This window comes from Candidatus Chryseobacterium colombiense (assembly GCA_029203185.1).
GTDB lineage: Bacteria > Bacteroidota > Bacteroidia > Flavobacteriales > Weeksellaceae > Chryseobacterium > Chryseobacterium colombiense.
In genome coordinates this window covers 1,435,403-1,451,044 of record CP119310.1, presented here as the reverse complement: position 1 = coordinate 1,451,044, position 15,642 = coordinate 1,435,403, and the positions used below count along the sequence as shown (strand labels likewise).

General features: G+C 35.1%; 16 protein-coding genes and 1 tRNA gene. 15 read left to right on the top strand and 2 right to left on the bottom strand.

Annotation, left to right across the window (positions count from 1 at the left end; genetic code table 11):
* Window positions 1-51 precede the first annotated feature (51 nt).
* From P0Y62_06350 to P0Y62_06320, 7 genes are all read left to right on the top strand, one after another.
* A complete protein-coding gene (locus P0Y62_06350; GenBank protein ID WEK71174.1) occupies window positions 52-1,176 on the top strand; it encodes an MBL fold metallo-hydrolase in 1,125 nt (374 codons plus the stop codon).
* Window positions 1,177-1,374: 198 nt separating this feature from the next.
* A complete protein-coding gene (locus P0Y62_06345; protein ID WEK71173.1) occupies window positions 1,375-2,139 on the top strand; it encodes a helix-turn-helix domain-containing protein in 765 nt (254 codons plus the stop codon).
* A gap of 10 nt (window positions 2,140-2,149) precedes the next feature.
* On the top strand, window positions 2,150-4,627 hold the full coding sequence (locus P0Y62_06340) for a hypothetical protein (protein WEK71172.1): 2,478 nt from the start codon (window positions 2,150-2,152) through the stop codon (window positions 4,625-4,627).
* Window positions 4,628-4,949: 322 nt separating this feature from the next.
* The gene (locus P0Y62_06335; GenBank protein WEK71171.1) at window positions 4,950-5,378 is read left to right on the top strand and encodes a transposase; all 429 of its coding nucleotides are present in this window, start codon (window positions 4,950-4,952) and stop codon (window positions 5,376-5,378) included.
* The gene (locus P0Y62_06330) at window positions 5,354-5,650 is read left to right on the top strand and encodes a hypothetical protein (GenBank protein ID WEK71170.1); all 297 of its coding nucleotides are present in this window, start codon (window positions 5,354-5,356) and stop codon (window positions 5,648-5,650) included. Before P0Y62_06335 ends, P0Y62_06330 begins: the two co-directional genes overlap by 25 nt.
* Window positions 5,650-5,847: a hypothetical protein gene (locus P0Y62_06325; GenBank protein WEK71169.1), complete on the top strand. Its 198-nt coding sequence runs from the start codon at window positions 5,650-5,652 to the stop codon at window positions 5,845-5,847. Before P0Y62_06330 ends, P0Y62_06325 begins: the two co-directional genes overlap by 1 nt.
* Window positions 5,848-6,928: 1,081 nt before the next feature.
* Window positions 6,929-7,639 carry a hypothetical protein gene (locus P0Y62_06320; GenBank protein WEK71168.1) on the top strand — a complete coding sequence of 237 codons (711 nt, stop codon included), beginning with the start codon at window positions 6,929-6,931 and terminating at the stop codon, window positions 7,637-7,639.
* A gap of 346 nt (window positions 7,640-7,985) precedes the next feature.
* On the opposite strand, the gene P0Y62_06315 is transcribed toward P0Y62_06320, so the two are convergent.
* Entirely contained in the window at window positions 7,986-8,882 is an 897-nt protein-coding gene (locus P0Y62_06315) for a helix-turn-helix transcriptional regulator (GenBank protein WEK71167.1), read from the bottom strand.
* Between the two features lie 203 nt (window positions 8,883-9,085).
* Here P0Y62_06315 and P0Y62_06310 point away from each other — a divergent pair, with 203 nt between their 5' ends.
* The 8 genes from P0Y62_06310 (at window position 9,086) to P0Y62_06275 (ending at window position 15,557) form a co-directional block, all read left to right on the top strand.
* Window positions 9,086-9,649 carry a sugar O-acetyltransferase gene (locus P0Y62_06310; protein WEK71166.1) on the top strand — a complete coding sequence of 188 codons (564 nt, stop codon included), beginning with the start codon at window positions 9,086-9,088 and terminating at the stop codon, window positions 9,647-9,649.
* 12 nt (window positions 9,650-9,661) lie between these two features.
* Window positions 9,662-10,711 carry an alpha/beta hydrolase gene (locus P0Y62_06305; protein ID WEK71165.1) on the top strand — a complete coding sequence of 350 codons (1,050 nt, stop codon included), beginning with the start codon at window positions 9,662-9,664 and terminating at the stop codon, window positions 10,709-10,711.
* A gap of 127 nt (window positions 10,712-10,838) precedes the next feature.
* Window positions 10,839-11,213 (top strand): cyclophilin-like fold protein, encoded by a 375-nt coding sequence (locus P0Y62_06300; protein WEK71164.1) that lies wholly within the window; start codon window positions 10,839-10,841, stop codon window positions 11,211-11,213.
* 49 nt (window positions 11,214-11,262) lie between these two features.
* A complete protein-coding gene (locus P0Y62_06295) occupies window positions 11,263-11,724 on the top strand; it encodes a cupin domain-containing protein (GenBank protein WEK71163.1) in 462 nt (153 codons plus the stop codon).
* Window positions 11,725-11,799: 75 nt separating this feature from the next.
* Window positions 11,800-12,453 (top strand): carboxymuconolactone decarboxylase family protein, encoded by a 654-nt coding sequence (locus P0Y62_06290; GenBank protein WEK71162.1) that lies wholly within the window; start codon window positions 11,800-11,802, stop codon window positions 12,451-12,453.
* A 645-nt stretch (window positions 12,454-13,098) separates the two neighbouring features.
* Complete coding sequence (locus P0Y62_06285; protein WEK71161.1) at window positions 13,099-13,362, top strand: hypothetical protein; 264 nt, start codon at window positions 13,099-13,101, stop codon at window positions 13,360-13,362.
* 301 nt (window positions 13,363-13,663) lie between these two features.
* Entirely contained in the window at window positions 13,664-13,885 is a 222-nt protein-coding gene (locus tag P0Y62_06280; GenBank protein WEK71160.1) for a hypothetical protein, read from the top strand.
* 97 nt (window positions 13,886-13,982) lie between these two features.
* Window positions 13,983-15,557: a recombinase family protein gene (locus P0Y62_06275; GenBank protein ID WEK71159.1), complete on the top strand. Its 1,575-nt coding sequence runs from the start codon at window positions 13,983-13,985 to the stop codon at window positions 15,555-15,557.
* On the opposite strand, the gene P0Y62_06270 is transcribed toward P0Y62_06275, so the two are convergent.
* A tRNA-Arg gene (locus P0Y62_06270) sits at window positions 15,523-15,596 on the bottom strand. The two genes, P0Y62_06275 and P0Y62_06270, sit on opposite strands and share 35 nt — an antisense overlap.
* Between the last annotated feature and the right edge of the window lie 46 nt (window positions 15,597-15,642).

Here is a 15,642-nt window from a genome sequence, read left to right as displayed (position 1 = left end):
GGGTATAAGGATGTTTACATTATTACCTAACGAATAAAGCAGATGATTGAGATGAACATAAAAATAAAGAAAATAGTAAAAAGAATGGTCTGGAGCATTATTGGAATACTGCTGTTGTTGGTTGTTATTAGCGTTGTTGTAGTCAACCAGCCCAGCTTTGGGAAACTTCCCAGTGGGGAGCGTTTGGTAAGAATAAAAAAATCACCTAATTACAGGGATGGTAAATTTCAGAATCTGAGCTATACACCTTTGTTGGTGGGTGATAAATCTATCATTCAGGCTTGGCTGGGAGCTATTTTCGACGAAAAATCTAAAGAACTTCGACCAGATATCAATCTTCCAAGTATAAAGACCGACCTTAAAAAAATTGCAAAGGAAGAGGATGTATTGGTCTGGATGGGGCACTCCTCTCTTTACATACAAACCGATGGCAAAAAATTGCTGGTCGATCCGGTACTGGTTTCAGCTTCACCTTTCTCATTTTACAACAAGGCTTTCAAAGGGGCTGATGCTTATACACCTGCTGATATGCCCGAGATAGATTATCTACTGATAACACACGATCATTGGGATCATCTGGACTATGAAACAATGAAGCAGATTAAAGACCGTGTCGGAAAAGTGATATGTCCGTTAGGGGTAGGTACTCACCTTGAATACTGGGGTTTTGCCCCTGAAAAGATTCTGGAAGTAGACTGGAATGACAGTCTGCAGATGGATACCAACATCAAACTAACTTCTTTGCCGGCAAGGCATTTTTCAGGACGTGGACTAAAAGCCAACCAGTCGTTATGGACAGCTTATATGCTTCAATCGTCTTTAGGCAACGTCTTTATCTGCGGGGATACGGGATACGATGACCATTTTTTCGCTATCAAGAAAAAGTTTGGAACCATTGATTTTGCCATCATGGAAAATGGGCAGTATAATGAAGACTGGAAATATATCCACTTGATGCCTGATGACTTGGTAAAAGCTATTGAGGTTCTTCAGCCCAAAAGGGTAATGACTGTCCACAATTCCAAATATGCACTGGGAAGACACTCCTGGCACGAGCCGTTGAATAAAATTTCAGAAGCATCTGAGAAGTATGATTTCAAAATGATTACTCCAATGATAGGAGAACCTGTGATGTTTAAGGATAGTACACAGACATTTAAAAAATGGTGGAAATAATATATGCGGTTAGAAAAGAGATTAGATGCACACGTAACTAAAGAGTCTGATCCTATGTTCGTTAATGTCTTGTTTGAAGAGGGATTCACTTCAATACGACACTCTTATTTTTGAGAAAAGTTTGATTGTTAAAAAAAATGAAATATCTCCTTAGTAATTTATAAAAAATCCATTTTTTTAAATATAAATTGTTTGTATATGTCAAATTACAGCATTGAGCCATTTTTATTCCCTAACGGTAATTTGAATATTAATACCAAATCCATAGCGGAACTACTTGAAGACAGACCTCAAATTATAGAACCGCATAAATTATCATTTTTTGCATTGCATCTCTTCGAAAAAGGAGAAGGGTTGCATATGGTAGATTTTAATAAGATCGAAGTTAAAGAAAAGCATATACTTTTTGTAGCTCAAAATCAAATTAATCAATTTTTTCCTCCTGTCAATTATGGAGCGAAAATCTTAATCTTCACTAAAGAGTTTTTTTGTCTTAACCAAATGCATTTAGGTTTTTTTCACAATACTTGTTTGTTTAATGACCCTGCAATATTACCTTATTTTGATCTGGGTAACAGGTATGATGATGTTTTGCTTTTATTCAACTTGATTGAAGCTGAACTTAAAAATTGTGATAATGAGAATCAACATATTATTCTTAATAATCATTTGTTTAGCCTTTTATTAATTTGCGAAAATATATTTCGGCCAGATAGCTCTAATACTGTCGACATTTCACCGCGAAAAATTTTGATATCTAAGTTTAAGACCTTTGTTAATAGTAATGATCTTAACAAATCTTTATCTGTAAAGCAGATTGCATCTTATCTAAATGTAAACGTTCGGACTTTAGAAAAGGCATTTAAAGAATTAGAAGAAACGACCCCTTATGTTTGGATGAATAATAGACTGATTTTAGAAATCAAAAGATTACTAGTTTATAAAACTTTCTCATTTCTTTGAAAGGATAGATATGCAGGGTGTTAATGGTAGTACTATATATACCGATTTACAGAATACAACAATTAACAGACTCAACATAATGCCTGTAAGTAATACCTTGGTAACACCTGGTAATCCGACTGTAATGATCGTCAGCTTAAAAGAAATCAATCATCTCAATATCCAGAAAAGAAATATTGTGGGATTACAGAGTAATATAAAAGTAAACCAAAGTATGCAGCTGCAAGGCGACTGTCTGGATGGTGACCGGTTACAAGTAAGTGGTTACGGCGCGGCAAAACAGATTATTATCCCTACATACAATACCACAGATTTTATCATAGACAGGGTGCGTCTGCAAAATATATTTTCATCAGGCGGACAAACTTACATTACTTCCGCAAGTACAGATTTGGGAGGCAATACAGGTATTGATTTTACCAATTCTCTTTCTTCTGCTTCCAGAGATCTCTACTGGATTGGAGGGCAAGGCAGCTGGAACGACCTATCGCATTGGTCGTTAACATCTGGAGGTTCGCCTATTACAGGTTGTGGTGCACCAAGACCGAATGATAATGTTTTCTTTGACCAGAATTCTGGCTTTACTCCTACGCTAAATCAGGTAATGGTTGATAATTTCGGAGGGCAATCTGCATCGGCGAATAATGTAACTTTCAGCAATGCACCCAATACGCCGGTACTGAAGATTAACAGTGTTGACAATAGTTATAATGTAATACCTCTTTATGTATATGGTAACCTTACCTTGCAAAGTGATATGAAAGTTGTTTTCCAGGAGAGTTCATATAACAGCTTGTATTATCCGATAAGAATGCAGAATAATAGTGTGTCCAATGCGGCACGCTACATCGACACAAAAGGGATTTATGTAAATATTACGTTTGATAATACTATTCCTGCAAACGTTGAGCTGCTAAGTGCGTATAAAGGTTCTCTTTATAGTTTTAATAGCAACAGCTTTAAAACTAATAATTATCCGATGACATTAACGCGTTTATTTTTTCAGAATATTAACTCGGCTAATACAACGCTGGATTTTGGTCAATCGGTTATTACAGGGATACAGACCAGTAGTACAGGAAGTACACTTTATACAGATAATTTCCCACAATTTTATGTAAACTCAGGTAACAATACGCCTGTAACTATTATCGCGTCTCAATCTAAAATTATGATGAAAATATTTGAGATACCGGGAGTTCCAAATGCTTCCAGCTTTGGAGAAGTAACGATCTGGAAAGACGGTATTGTGAACACGGGAAGCACTGCTCATAACTATGAAAAACTTACTTTCCTGGGAAGTTCTAATACAAGCACATCCAGCACTTTATCTTCTCCGGGCAATTACAAAACTTTGTATTTTAATCCCGGAACCTATACAATTGCCAGCGGACAAAATGTATCAGAAAATCTCTTTATGACGGGAACACCGTGTAACAGGATTAATGTGAGCAGAACAGCAGCATCGGGACAAAGTACCATTAACCTTGATCCGGCAGCTAATTATACGATGTTCTATGCTTCAGTTAAGGATATTAATTTCTCACGCCCGGTTAGCGCTTACGGTAACAGCCAGGATCTGGGAAATACTACCAATCTTACTATTGTGCCTACCAATGTGCAGGCAGCGGGCTTTGGTGGTAACAAAACACTTTGTGCTTCAGAATTCCCTAAGACTTATGATGCCGCAGCATTATTTGGTACAGATCCTAATGCATCGTATACCTGGACAAGGTTAGGTACAGGAGTTATCAGCACTTCGCCAACGGTTACCTTTACCCAACCGGGTAGTTACAGTGTCAGTGTAACTTACAGCCAGGATGGATGTAACATCACAGAAAATTTTACGATTACATCTGTTGCTCTGCCGGTAGACAATACGGCACTTACAACAACCAGTGTTCTGGTGCAGCCGACAGGTGATGTTGTGGTAACTTTTAAAGGAAGTCTTACCAATCAGACGTATATTTTTACTTACAATATTAATAATGGTGCTGATATAGAAATTACATCCAATGCAAATGGAGTGGCGACTATTAACCACCCAAGAAATGTTGCAGGAACTTTTGTTTATCATCTTAAAGGTGTTCGTTTTGCAAGCGGTTTGGCTTGTTCTGTGGCAATCAGCAATAAAGATATTGTAGTAAATATCAACCCTGATTGTACAACACCGGGTGTTGTACAATTGTACGGAAACGAATTGAGAGGCTGTACAGTAAGTGCCGGAGCAAGACGATTAGCCGAATTATCTTCGATTACTATTGCTAATCCAACGGTAGATGCTAATGTAATACAGCTAGTCCCGGGAACAGGAATCGTTGTCAAAGAAGGAACGGGTATTTTCTTGCTGAGAAATAGGGATGCCTTACCGGAAACACTCACTTTACCCGCAAATAAACCTTATATCCAGGGAGCGATTATTTATCACAATGATCGTTTCTATGAAGGAGTGGAGAATGGTAAGTGGGTGAGGATTGATAATGATTAGAAACACAAAATTGTATATTTTCTTAGGCTGTCTGTTAAAGGCAGCCTTTTTATGAAATATAAAGAAATACTAAGCATATGAGGATAGATAATGATCTTAATTACCTCGTCTTTCACACCTCTGCTCGGAAGATAGATAGTAGATCCAACGGACGATCTTGTTTATATGTCGGAAAAAGCAGTCGGTAATTCGCAGAAAGGTGTTGAACTATCGAAGAGCTTCGTTTTTATACAGTAATTGTTCGCTATTGTATAGTGGATTAGCACTGATAAATCAGTTAATTTATAAATGTATTTAGTGATAAAAAAGTAATAATATATAATTGAATATTAAAGAAATACACATAGGACAAGCGATTAAACTTCTAATTCAAGAGCAAAAGATTAGCAAGAATCGAATAATTAACTTTTTTCAATGTACAGATCAAGCTATAGAACTTATGTATAGGTCAGCAAGCTTAGATACAGATTTGCTTTTAAAATGGAGTAAATTGTTGGAATATGATTTTTTCAGGCTTTATTCGCAGCATCTGATTTTGTACTCCCCACCTGCCGGAGTTGAAAAAACAGAAAAACAAAAAAATAATAAAAAGACCTTACCTCACTTCCGAAAAAATATCTATACCAGGGAAATTATAGATTTTATTGTTGAACAGATAGCGACAGGTGAAATGACTAAAATTCAAGTATTGGAGCGTTACAGGATTCCTAAAACAACTTTATACAAATGGATAAGCAAATACGGAAACTAAAAAAAATAGTGAGATTGCATATCTCTCAAAAGAAAGAAGATATACGCAAAATCTGGGGAGAACCGGCAAAAGGTTCAGACGAGGAATTCTGGTTTTATTCCCGTTATTGTTGGGGAATTTTTAGAGACGAAATTGCTTTTATTTTTGAGAGCGATAAGGTAGTGGATATTACAATTACTGAATGTTTCTTGTGGATGGAATACGGAAACATATTTTATTATGAATACGGAACTCCGGAATACAAAGTGTTTAAATTTTATGAAAGAGAGTAATGGACAAAAAATATATAGGAAAAACACTGGAAGAGATAGAAATTATTTTTAGTCGTTCTGCGAAGAAGATTTGTAAGAATTGGTATACAATCACAGTGAAGAATTACTGTTTTGGACTGCTTCAAAAAGAACTTTACATTACTTGTGATGTCAACGGAAGAGTTCAGGATTGTTATTACAGGACAGATATCAAATAAATAGAAGTACACAATTATTACAAGATAAAATCAAAAAGAAATGAATAAAAAATAGGACAGTTATCACTGGAAGGAAAAACAAAAATTGAGATTATAAATCTGTTGCGAGGTGAATTCATAGAAAAATAGAAATACCTGAGAATGAAATGAAGATAAACAGTGAAAATTTTGAGATTTTTGAACAGGAAATCATTGGAAAAACCCGGGAAGAAATAGAAAACCTGCTAGATTTTCGATTAGAGAGTAAATGTGACGAACAATATATTTATATGGTTAAAAGGTATTTTTGGGGGCTTTATAAAAGGAGGCTTTACTTATATTTTCATAGAGGAATAGTTCGGGACTATTACATTGGTATAGGATAATTTAAATACATACCGAAATTCAGGTTTCACCGAAGAAGAGTTAATTCTTATGATATAATTTTGACAACACAAATTTATTATATAAAATGTTGAAGTCTTGTCAGGCAATTTTTGATTTTTGTGATATCATTAAATGATTATTAGTCACTATTGCCTGGCTTTGTTTGTTGTGTTCTTAATCATGTTATTGTAATTTAATGAAATAACTTAATATTTAAACAAACCAGATTTTTTAGAATATCGGACTATAAAAAAGCATAAGCTTAATAATACTGAATTGGCAAAGCACTTTTCATTGAGCAGGAATACAATTACAAAATGAGAAAAAAAATTTAGTATAACAATCAATTTAACCTAACAGTCTTAAAAATGTAACTTTAAGATTGTAATCTAACAACGAAGCTATCAAACATAGCTTCGTTTGTTTTTTTAGAAAACAAACCATTCTAAACTGAGGATTGATAAATTTGGTGTTTCTAGTAAATAATATTTTATAATGTATTATTTGTTTATTATTTGTATTAATAACTAATTATAATTAGTTGGGATTCGTTAATGTGATGATTTTATTCGTGATTATTCAACGGGTGTATGTTTTTGAAGTTGTAATTTTAATAAAAGCATACAACTCAAACTATAATAATGAATTGGACGTAATGCAGTAGGTATAATAGTTAATAGAACTTGCAAAAACATATTAATCTAATACCAAACACATGAAAACATTAATTACTACAGCAGCAATGCTTTTATTTTCATTATCTCATAATGGACAAGTAGGTATTAATACTACTGATCCTACAGCTACGTTAGATATTAATGGCAATCTTAAAATCAGGACATCTACTTCATTGGTAGCTTTAACAGGTAATCATTCTATATTAGTTCGTGATAATTCCATTACTGGTGATCATGAGGTTAAAGAAATCACTGCGACGAACCTAGCGTTATTAGGCTCTTCACTAGTCTATTCAGCAGCCAAAAGTGGAGGTTGGCAGCTTATTGATTTGTCAATTGGAGGAGGTTGGTATAGGATGAATCTCACTGGGGTGGCGGACACTATAATTGGGGATTCATCTTTATTCACAGATGGCACTTTTACTGCTCCTGCATCAGGAGTGTATATGATTAGCTATGAGCTGCAACCTCAATCTGGACTAGACTTAGGAGTACTGACAGGACGAAAACTGGGGGTTTTAAAAAACAATATTGTTTGGAAAGACAAAAAATTGGACGCAGTAAGGGTCAATCTTGCTTTAGGAATTGTTGAAATTCCAATATCTTCCACAACTCTCAATACGTTTGTCCGTTTGAATGCCAATGATACATTAACATTTGTATTTCAAGCCAATGGGCTCCTTCCGATTAGTTTAGGGCTTGTTACCCAAGGTGCTGTAAATCTCCACATTGCTAAAGTTTCAAATTAAGTTTCATCAATGTGAACTTAACACAGATAGGATTAGCGACATTAAGATAATAAAAAATATGATAAAATAGTTGCCACCCTTTTAGCCATCCTTTAAAAAGAAAATCCTTTGATAACAGTCATTTCGGAGGATTTTTTGTGCCCAGAACTGGAGTATATGAGTTTTTTATCAGATTTTATTTTGTTTAAGTTTTATATCAATATATTTGATTCGTATAGGGGAAAGCTATTCTGGCAGGAGATTTAAAATTGGCTTCAAAAATTAGCTATAATCTGTGCTTACTGTCAAACAGCTATGTCAAAAAATAGTATAGAAATTAGAAAAAGAATGCTTTTAAACATCCTTTTTAATTTAATGATCTGTATTCATTAGGCGTTACTCCTGTCTTTTGTTTGAAAAGTCGGGTAAAATGTTGTTGGTATTTGAAGCCTAATTCTGTGGCAATGTCATTGATAGTTTTAGTGTTATCGAATATTTTAGTTTTAGCTTCATCAATCAGCTTGGATTGTATATAATCTAACGCGGTTGTGCCTGTTTCCTTTTTGATAAGGTCGCCAAAATAATTAGCAGAGAGATGTAGTTGCTCCGCACACCAGCTCACAGAAGGTAAGCCCAATAACTGTGCCTGTTCAGATTTGAAATAATCACATAGTAGATTTTCAAACTGTACTAAAATATCTTTATTGGCATGGCTTCTGGTAATGAACTGGCGGTCATAGAAACGCATACAATAGTTCAACAGAAGTTCAATATTCGATACGATGAGCGTTTTACTGTGCTTGTCAATATTCTGTTCCATTTCCAATGCAATTTTTTCAAGGCATTCCACAATAGTTTTTCGTTCCTTTTTTGACAGGTGCAATGCCTCGTTTACTTCATAAGAGAAAAACGAATACTCTTTGATTGTTTTTGCCAGATGAGTACCTGCAACCATATCCGGATGAAACAGCAAGCCATAACCGGACGGGTTTTCATTCACACTATGGTTGTCTATACCATAAACCTGTCCGGGAGAAACAAAAACAAGAGTTCCGTCCTCATAATCGTAAGGCTGCCCGCCGTAGATTATATCACCGCACTTGGTATCTTTTAAGAAAACGGCATAGATATTCATATAGCGCCTGAAGTTTCTAATAAAAGGAAGTTCACTGAATTTGACAACACTTACCAACGGATGTAAAGTATCTACACCAGCGTAGTCATTATAATTCCTTACCGTATCTATTCGCTCAAAATGTTCCATAATCCAGCTATTATCTTACAAATTTAGCAAACCTTAACCCGTCTTCAATACATTTAAAGTAAAATCCGTAAAAGTGGTAAAAAGAACAGTATCCTGTATAAATAAGCTGACGCTTATACTATCGAAATTTGCAGAAGAATAATTAATTGGGGTTTCAGTATCGTATTTACAAATAAGATGACAAATAGATAAATTTATGAGTAATGGAAAACGAAAAAGACATTTTTGAACGGCTGAAAAATGGTGAAACCATATCGTCAAATGATCCGAATGGCTATAAGTTGAGAGAAGCTTCCTATGCCACAAAAAAGCTGCTTATTCAAATGAATAATTCAGCAGACCCGGCAGAAATCAGAACAATATTAAGCCTGATTACCAATAGTGAAATTGATGAAAGCGTTGCTGTATTTACACCACTATACATCAATTATGGTAAAAACACTAAAATTGGCAAAAACGTATTTATTAACTTTGACTGTACCTTTTTAGATTTAGGTGGAATTATCATAGAAGATGATGTGCTTATTGCTCCGAAAGTCAGTTTGCTTTCGGAGGGACATCCGATTGCTCCTGAAAAAAGACATTCACTTGTTTCAGGGAGTATTCATATCAAAAGAAATGCTTGGATTGGGGCAAACGCAACTATACTCCCCGGTGTAACTATCGGCGAAAATTCAATTGTCGCTGCGGGTGCGGTTGCCTCTAAAGATGTTCCAAATAATACTATTGTTGGAGGTATTCCTGCAAAAGTTATTAAATCAATTTAAAATATAGTCAGCATGAAAATAGCAATTGTAAGCACTATAACGATGATGTTCCTTATTATGGGACAGTCATTTGCACAAAATAAAAAATCAAATTCTCAAAAAATGAATACAGCAGACCATTATACATTTGAATTGAGCGACAAAGTAACACGCCAAAAAGTAACTTTTAAAAATCGTTACGGCATCATGCTTACCGGAGATTTGTACCTTCCGAAAGAGCAAGGCAACGAGCCTTTAGCAGCTATTGCCATTAGTGGTCCTTTCGGAGCGGTAAAAGAACAATCTTCAGGACTGTATGCTAACCAAATGGCACAACGTGGCTTTGCGGCATTGGCATTTGATCCTTCTTATACAGGCGAAAGCGGTGGCGAACCTCGTGCTGTGGCATCGCCTGACATTAACACAGAAGATTTTAGTGCCGCAGTAGATTTTATTGGCATACAGAAAAACATTGACCGAAATAAAATAGGTATCATCGGGATTTGCGGTTTCGCAGGCTTTGCCTTAAATGCTACTGCTATCGACAAACGTGTAAAAGCTGTTGCCACAACAAGCATGTACGATATGACACGAGTGATGTCGAAAGGTTACAATGATACAGTTACTCTAGAACAACGCACCAAAACGCTAGAGCAATTGGGTGAGCAGCGCTGGAAAGATGCAGAAGCTGGAACATTTGCGGCAGGAGCCATATTAAATCCTGAAAAACTGAAAGGTGATGAACCGCAATTTGTAAAGGACTATTACAACTATTACCGTACCCCAAGAGGATATCATAATCGTTCCCTAAATTCAACAGGTGCATGGAATGCAACTACTGCGTTATCATTTATGAACATGCCGATATTGACCTATATCAAAGAGATTTCGCCACGACCAATGTTATTGATTGCAGGGGAAAAGGCACATTCCCGTTATTTCAGTGAAGATGCCTTTAAAATGGCAGCCGAACCAAAAGAGTTAATGATTATTTCGAATGCTGTACACACTGATTTATACGACAAAGTAGATGTTATTCCATTCGATAAATTAGAAACATTCTTTAAGGAACATTTAAAGTAATAACCCAATGATGAAGCGTACATTTTTGATGACCTTGGCTTTTATGTCAATTTTTATAAATAGTGCATCATCTTGTAGCAAAGAAGATGACAATAGTAGTAACACTAATACCGAAAATAATACTCCTATGGCAAATAGTAAAATCAAAATAAAAGCTGGTTCACAAACCTTTACAGCGACACTGTTAGACAACAATGCAGCAAAGACATTCAAAGAAATGCTCCCGTTAACTATCAACATGACGGAGCTGAACGGAAACGAAAAATACTTTGACCTATCACAAAGTCTTCCAACCAACTCATTCAATCCCGGTACAATACAAAATGGCGATTTAATGCTGTATGGCTCAAAGACATTAGTATTGTTTTATAAGACGTTTTCAACTTCGTACAGTTATACAAAATTGGGAAAGATAGATGATACGGCAGGTTTGGCAACTGCATTAGGTTCGGGAAATGTAACTGTTGCTATTGAAAAGGAAAGAGCTGCGTACAAAAGATAAATCTATTAATCTATGTCTACTAATAACAATCAGCTTTCTTACAGGTACGATGATTGCACTCATACCCTGTTATAACAATAAAAATCAAAATAAAATGAAAACAGAAATCCCAAAAATCAGCGATTTCCCAACCGGGGACGAAAATACATCATTTGCACAATATTTTTCAGGTAAGTCATGGCTTGCCCCATTGGCAAATAACAAAGATCTGAATGTACCTTTGAATAACGTCACATTCGAGCCGGGGTGCCGTAACAATTGGCACAGCCATACCGGTGGGCAAATCCTTATTGCCGTTGGTGGTGCAGGTTATTATCAGGAACGTGGAAAAGCTGCGGTACGAATGGAGCCGGGTGATGTTATCGAAATTGCCCCAAATGTTGAACACTGGCACGGAGCCGCACCTGATAGTTGGTTTTCACATATCGCCGTAGGTTGCAATCTGCAGACCAATCAAAATAATTGGCTGGAGCCTGTTACTGATGAAGAATATACAAAAGCTGTAAAATAAATAATCAAGCCAGTGAACAAAAACAAATTTAGAAAATGAATATTGTTTTTTGTTTTAATTCTAAACGTAAACTTAATGAGTGCACAAAATAATTGTGATAGCCTAAATGTACAGCAGCAAAGTTTAGTAATGATTTCAGCTCTTACTGCAACAGGAAATCTTGAAAAACTGAAAACACAGCTCAATGCAGGGTTGGATGCTGGGCTTACCGTGAACGAAATAAAAGAGATATTGGTACAGTTGTATGCCTATTGCGGTTTTCCAAGAAGCCTTAATGGTATCAATGCCTTTATGCAAGTATTGGAGGAAAGGAAAAAGAAAGGGATCACAGATGTGGCAGGTAAGCAAGCAACACCATTAAAGGGCAGTTCAGATACGTATGAGCGTGGGAGAAAAACACTTGAAACCCTGACCCAAATACCGCAGGCAAAACCTGCACCGGGTTTCGGTGAGTTTGCACCACGTATTGATGCTTTTCTCAAAGAACACCTTTTTGCTGACATCTTTGACAGCGATGTGCTGACTTACCAGCAAAGAGAATTGGTAACCATTTCCGCTTTGGCAACCATTCCCGGAGCAGAAGGTCAATTACAAGCACATATCGGTATGGGGATGAACACAGGGATTACAGCCGGGCAGGTTACAGGGGTATTTGAGATTATTGAAAGGTCTGTCAGTAAGGAGCAGGCTGACATCACAAGAGCAGTTTTCTCTAAAATGAAGAAGTAAAATAAGCTATTACCACTATGGTAATTACATTTTTGAATACTGTATTTGCCTTTGGAAGTCATTTATACTTGCAATCGTAATGCTTTTCTGTGAATGAAATTGCTTACACATAACAACAGGAACCGATAGTGCTTATTTTGGAAATCGGTTATGTAGCGAACAAATTGAAAATATAAAAAGTATTGAGAAATCAGTACTTTTTTATAATAACTAATATGAGACCTATGATATAAAATGATAATGGATATAGCCGTAGCAGATATTATTAGAAAAATGGATATCTGAAATGCTAAGGATCATAATAAGTATATCAAAGATATCGGTAAGAAATTATCTCTTATAGATAAGGGTATTCTATCCGTTTGAGTAAAGTTCTTTTTTTCGGACGGATAAAATTTTTTTGAAATTTTATCAATGTGAACTTAATATATATAGGATTGGCGACATTAAGATAATAAAAATATGATAAAATTGTTGCCACCCTTTTAGCCACCCTTTAAAAAGAAAATCCTCTGATAACAATCGTTTCAGAGGATTTTTTGTACCCAGGACCGAAGTGGAGTGTGGAAGCTGTTATGAATTTTTACGCCAATACTTATCCAATTGTGACTACTATCTCTAAAGTTTCCGCCCTACACATTATTTATGATACTAATTGAGATGATAAGTTTGATACAGCAGAATAAGAAAGATATGTTTGATTCTAACCAGATCATATATTTCCGAATTGACAGTTTCAGAATTTCCGAAAATATAGATTATCTCATCACGGTACTTGGTTACAAACCTTATGAAATCGGTGTAATTACTTTTGCAACGAGTAAACCGAACAGACTGAAAATTCAGTATGATTTCACTTCCGAGAAAGTCAAATTATTCTCAGAAGTGAAACTATTCAGGAAGGTGTGAATCTTCAGCAAAATACCAATATTTTATTGAAGATAGAACTATAGTTTTTTCTACTTCCACTTAGAGCCACATTAGAAATAATTGAAGGTAACGAAACAATACGTAGTGCAACATATTTTTAACAAACTTCTTTTTTATTACAAAATAGACTTTTAATTTACTTTTTTAACCCAAACTATTCTTCAATAGCCCAACCAACTTAATTAACCACCTTTTTTACAATAAATTTTTCGAAATTTATTCAAATTATAACACAGAATTCCTTTTATTAAGAAGGAGATTAAAAGTGCTGGCATTGCTCATGTCTAAAAAGAAAACATCTAAACATCAATCTATTGACAGTTCAAATTTATTTGAACTGGAGCATCTCATAAAATTTCAAGAGATGAAGCTGGATGTTGCAATGAAAATGCTGGCGGCTTCCGGGATTATTGTTTCAGAAGATGAAGCTGCTGAAATATTGCAATTTTTTCATACTATCGCAAAAATTACTATTAAAGAGTTTCTAATATCTCAAAATTAATTCCTTATTTTAGTCACTTAGAAGCTTGTATTTTTTACACAAGTAATTCTCTATAGATAATTCTAGATTTTTTACCATTAATAATAAACTACTAATTATGAAGGTTGCCGATTTATATATTCGAGTATCAACTGATGAACAGGCTGATAAAGGTTATTCGCAACGTGATCAGGAAGAACGTTTAAAAAAGCATTGCGCTTCTTTGAATATAGCTATTGATAAAATTATTTATGAAGACCATTCTGCAAAAACTTTCGAAAGACCAGAATGGAAAAAATATATAAGTGGAATTCGAAGAACTAGAGGTGCTAAAGATAGCAGGTATTTGTTTTTTACAAAATGGGATAGATTTAGTAGAAATACGAGCGAAGCCTATCAGATGATTTCTAATCTAAATAAATATAACGTTACTCCCCAAGCTATTGAACAGCCCTTGGACTTAAGAGTTCCCGAAAATAAACTTTTACTGGCGATTTATTTATCTACTCCTGAGGTAGAAAATGATAGAAGAGCCCTTAATGTTACTTACGGCATGAGAAGAGCAATTAAGGAAGGCAGAATGATGGGAATTGCTCCTTACGGGTATATTAATAGAAGTAGAGAAGATGGAAGGAAATATGTTGCAGTAAAAGAGCCTGAAGCAACAAATATCGTATGGGCTTTTAAACAGGTTGCAAAAGGACATTTACCTACTGCAGTAGTTTTAAAGCAAATGAATAAAAGAGATGGTCGAAATCTGACCAAAAATTCATTTATGGAAGCTTTAAAAAATATTGCATACACAGGAAAACTTTTTTTAAAGGCCTACAATGATGAGGAGGAAAGAATTATTGAAGGAAAACACGAGGCATTGATCTCCGAAGAGTTATTTATGAAAGTTCAAAGAATTCTCCATCGAAAAAGTAACAAAGATGCTTTTTTACCAGCAGGTAGAATAATTAATGAAGAACGTTATCCTTTGCGAGGTCTTCTTTTGTGCCCAATTTGCAATAAAAATCTAACCGCTAGTGGAGCAAAAGGTAGAAGTAAGCATTATTACTATTATCATTGTACTACCCCCTGCGGTTTTAGGCATAATTCTGAGATAGTTAATGACTTATTTGTTGAAGAGCTTACTAAATTTAGTTTTGCTAATGGTGCCGACAAGGTACTAAAAACAATACTATTACAAAATTTTTCCCTGGCATCAAATGGTATAAATGAGGAACGAAAAATTCTTAAAAGTAAACTGACAAATATCGAAGAAAGAATTGATAAGGCAAGAGATATGTATATTGAAGATAAATTAGATGAGGAAGATTTTCGTAGAATAAAGACCAAGTATAAAATTGAAATAGATGATCTTACATTTAAGTTAGATTCACTAAAAAGTTCTAGTGAAGAGGAAAACTTAGAAGAAAAAATAAATCAAGCTTTAAATTCCATTACAAATATTTCTGAGAGATACAAAAATGCGAATACAATAGATAAAAGAGCGATTGTTGGTTTGATATATCCTGAAAAGATAATCTTTGACGGCGAGAATTTTCAAACCACAAAAATCAACAGTTTTCTCAATAATATCTTTCTGATTAAGAAGGAGTTAGGAAATAAAAAAAACCGACAAAGAAGTGAAAAATCTTCAAATGTCGGTCTTGTGACCTCGACAGGATTCAAACCTGTAACCTTCTGAGCCGTAATCAGATGCGCTATTCAGTTGCGCCACGAGGCCGTTGTTTCCTTATTGTTTAAAGGTTTGCAAATATAGCGCTTTTTTC

Coding starts and splice junctions, on each gene's coding strand:
- P0Y62_06350 (WEK71174.1), top strand. CDS start 52: ATGAACATAAAAATAAAGAAAATAGTAAAAAGAATGGTCTGGAGCATT.
- P0Y62_06345 (WEK71173.1), top strand. CDS start 1,375: ATGTCAAATTACAGCATTGAGCCATTTTTATTCCCTAACGGTAATTTG.
- P0Y62_06340 (WEK71172.1), top strand. CDS start 2,150: ATGCAGGGTGTTAATGGTAGTACTATATATACCGATTTACAGAATACA.
- P0Y62_06330 (WEK71170.1), top strand. CDS start 5,354: ATGGATAAGCAAATACGGAAACTAAAAAAAATAGTGAGATTGCATATC.
- P0Y62_06325 (WEK71169.1), top strand. CDS start 5,650: ATGGACAAAAAATATATAGGAAAAACACTGGAAGAGATAGAAATTATT.
- P0Y62_06320 (WEK71168.1), top strand. CDS start 6,929: ATGAAAACATTAATTACTACAGCAGCAATGCTTTTATTTTCATTATCT.
- P0Y62_06315 (WEK71167.1), bottom strand. CDS start 8,882: ATGGAACATTTTGAGCGAATAGATACGGTAAGGAATTATAATGACTAC.
- P0Y62_06310 (WEK71166.1), top strand. CDS start 9,086: ATGGAAAACGAAAAAGACATTTTTGAACGGCTGAAAAATGGTGAAACC.
- P0Y62_06305 (WEK71165.1), top strand. CDS start 9,662: ATGAAAATAGCAATTGTAAGCACTATAACGATGATGTTCCTTATTATG.
- P0Y62_06300 (WEK71164.1), top strand. CDS start 10,839: ATGGCAAATAGTAAAATCAAAATAAAAGCTGGTTCACAAACCTTTACA.
- P0Y62_06295 (WEK71163.1), top strand. CDS start 11,263: ATGATTGCACTCATACCCTGTTATAACAATAAAAATCAAAATAAAATG.
- P0Y62_06290 (WEK71162.1), top strand. CDS start 11,800: ATGAGTGCACAAAATAATTGTGATAGCCTAAATGTACAGCAGCAAAGT.
- P0Y62_06285 (WEK71161.1), top strand. CDS start 13,099: ATGATACTAATTGAGATGATAAGTTTGATACAGCAGAATAAGAAAGAT.
- P0Y62_06280 (WEK71160.1), top strand. CDS start 13,664: ATGTCTAAAAAGAAAACATCTAAACATCAATCTATTGACAGTTCAAAT.
- P0Y62_06275 (WEK71159.1), top strand. CDS start 13,983: ATGAAGGTTGCCGATTTATATATTCGAGTATCAACTGATGAACAGGCT.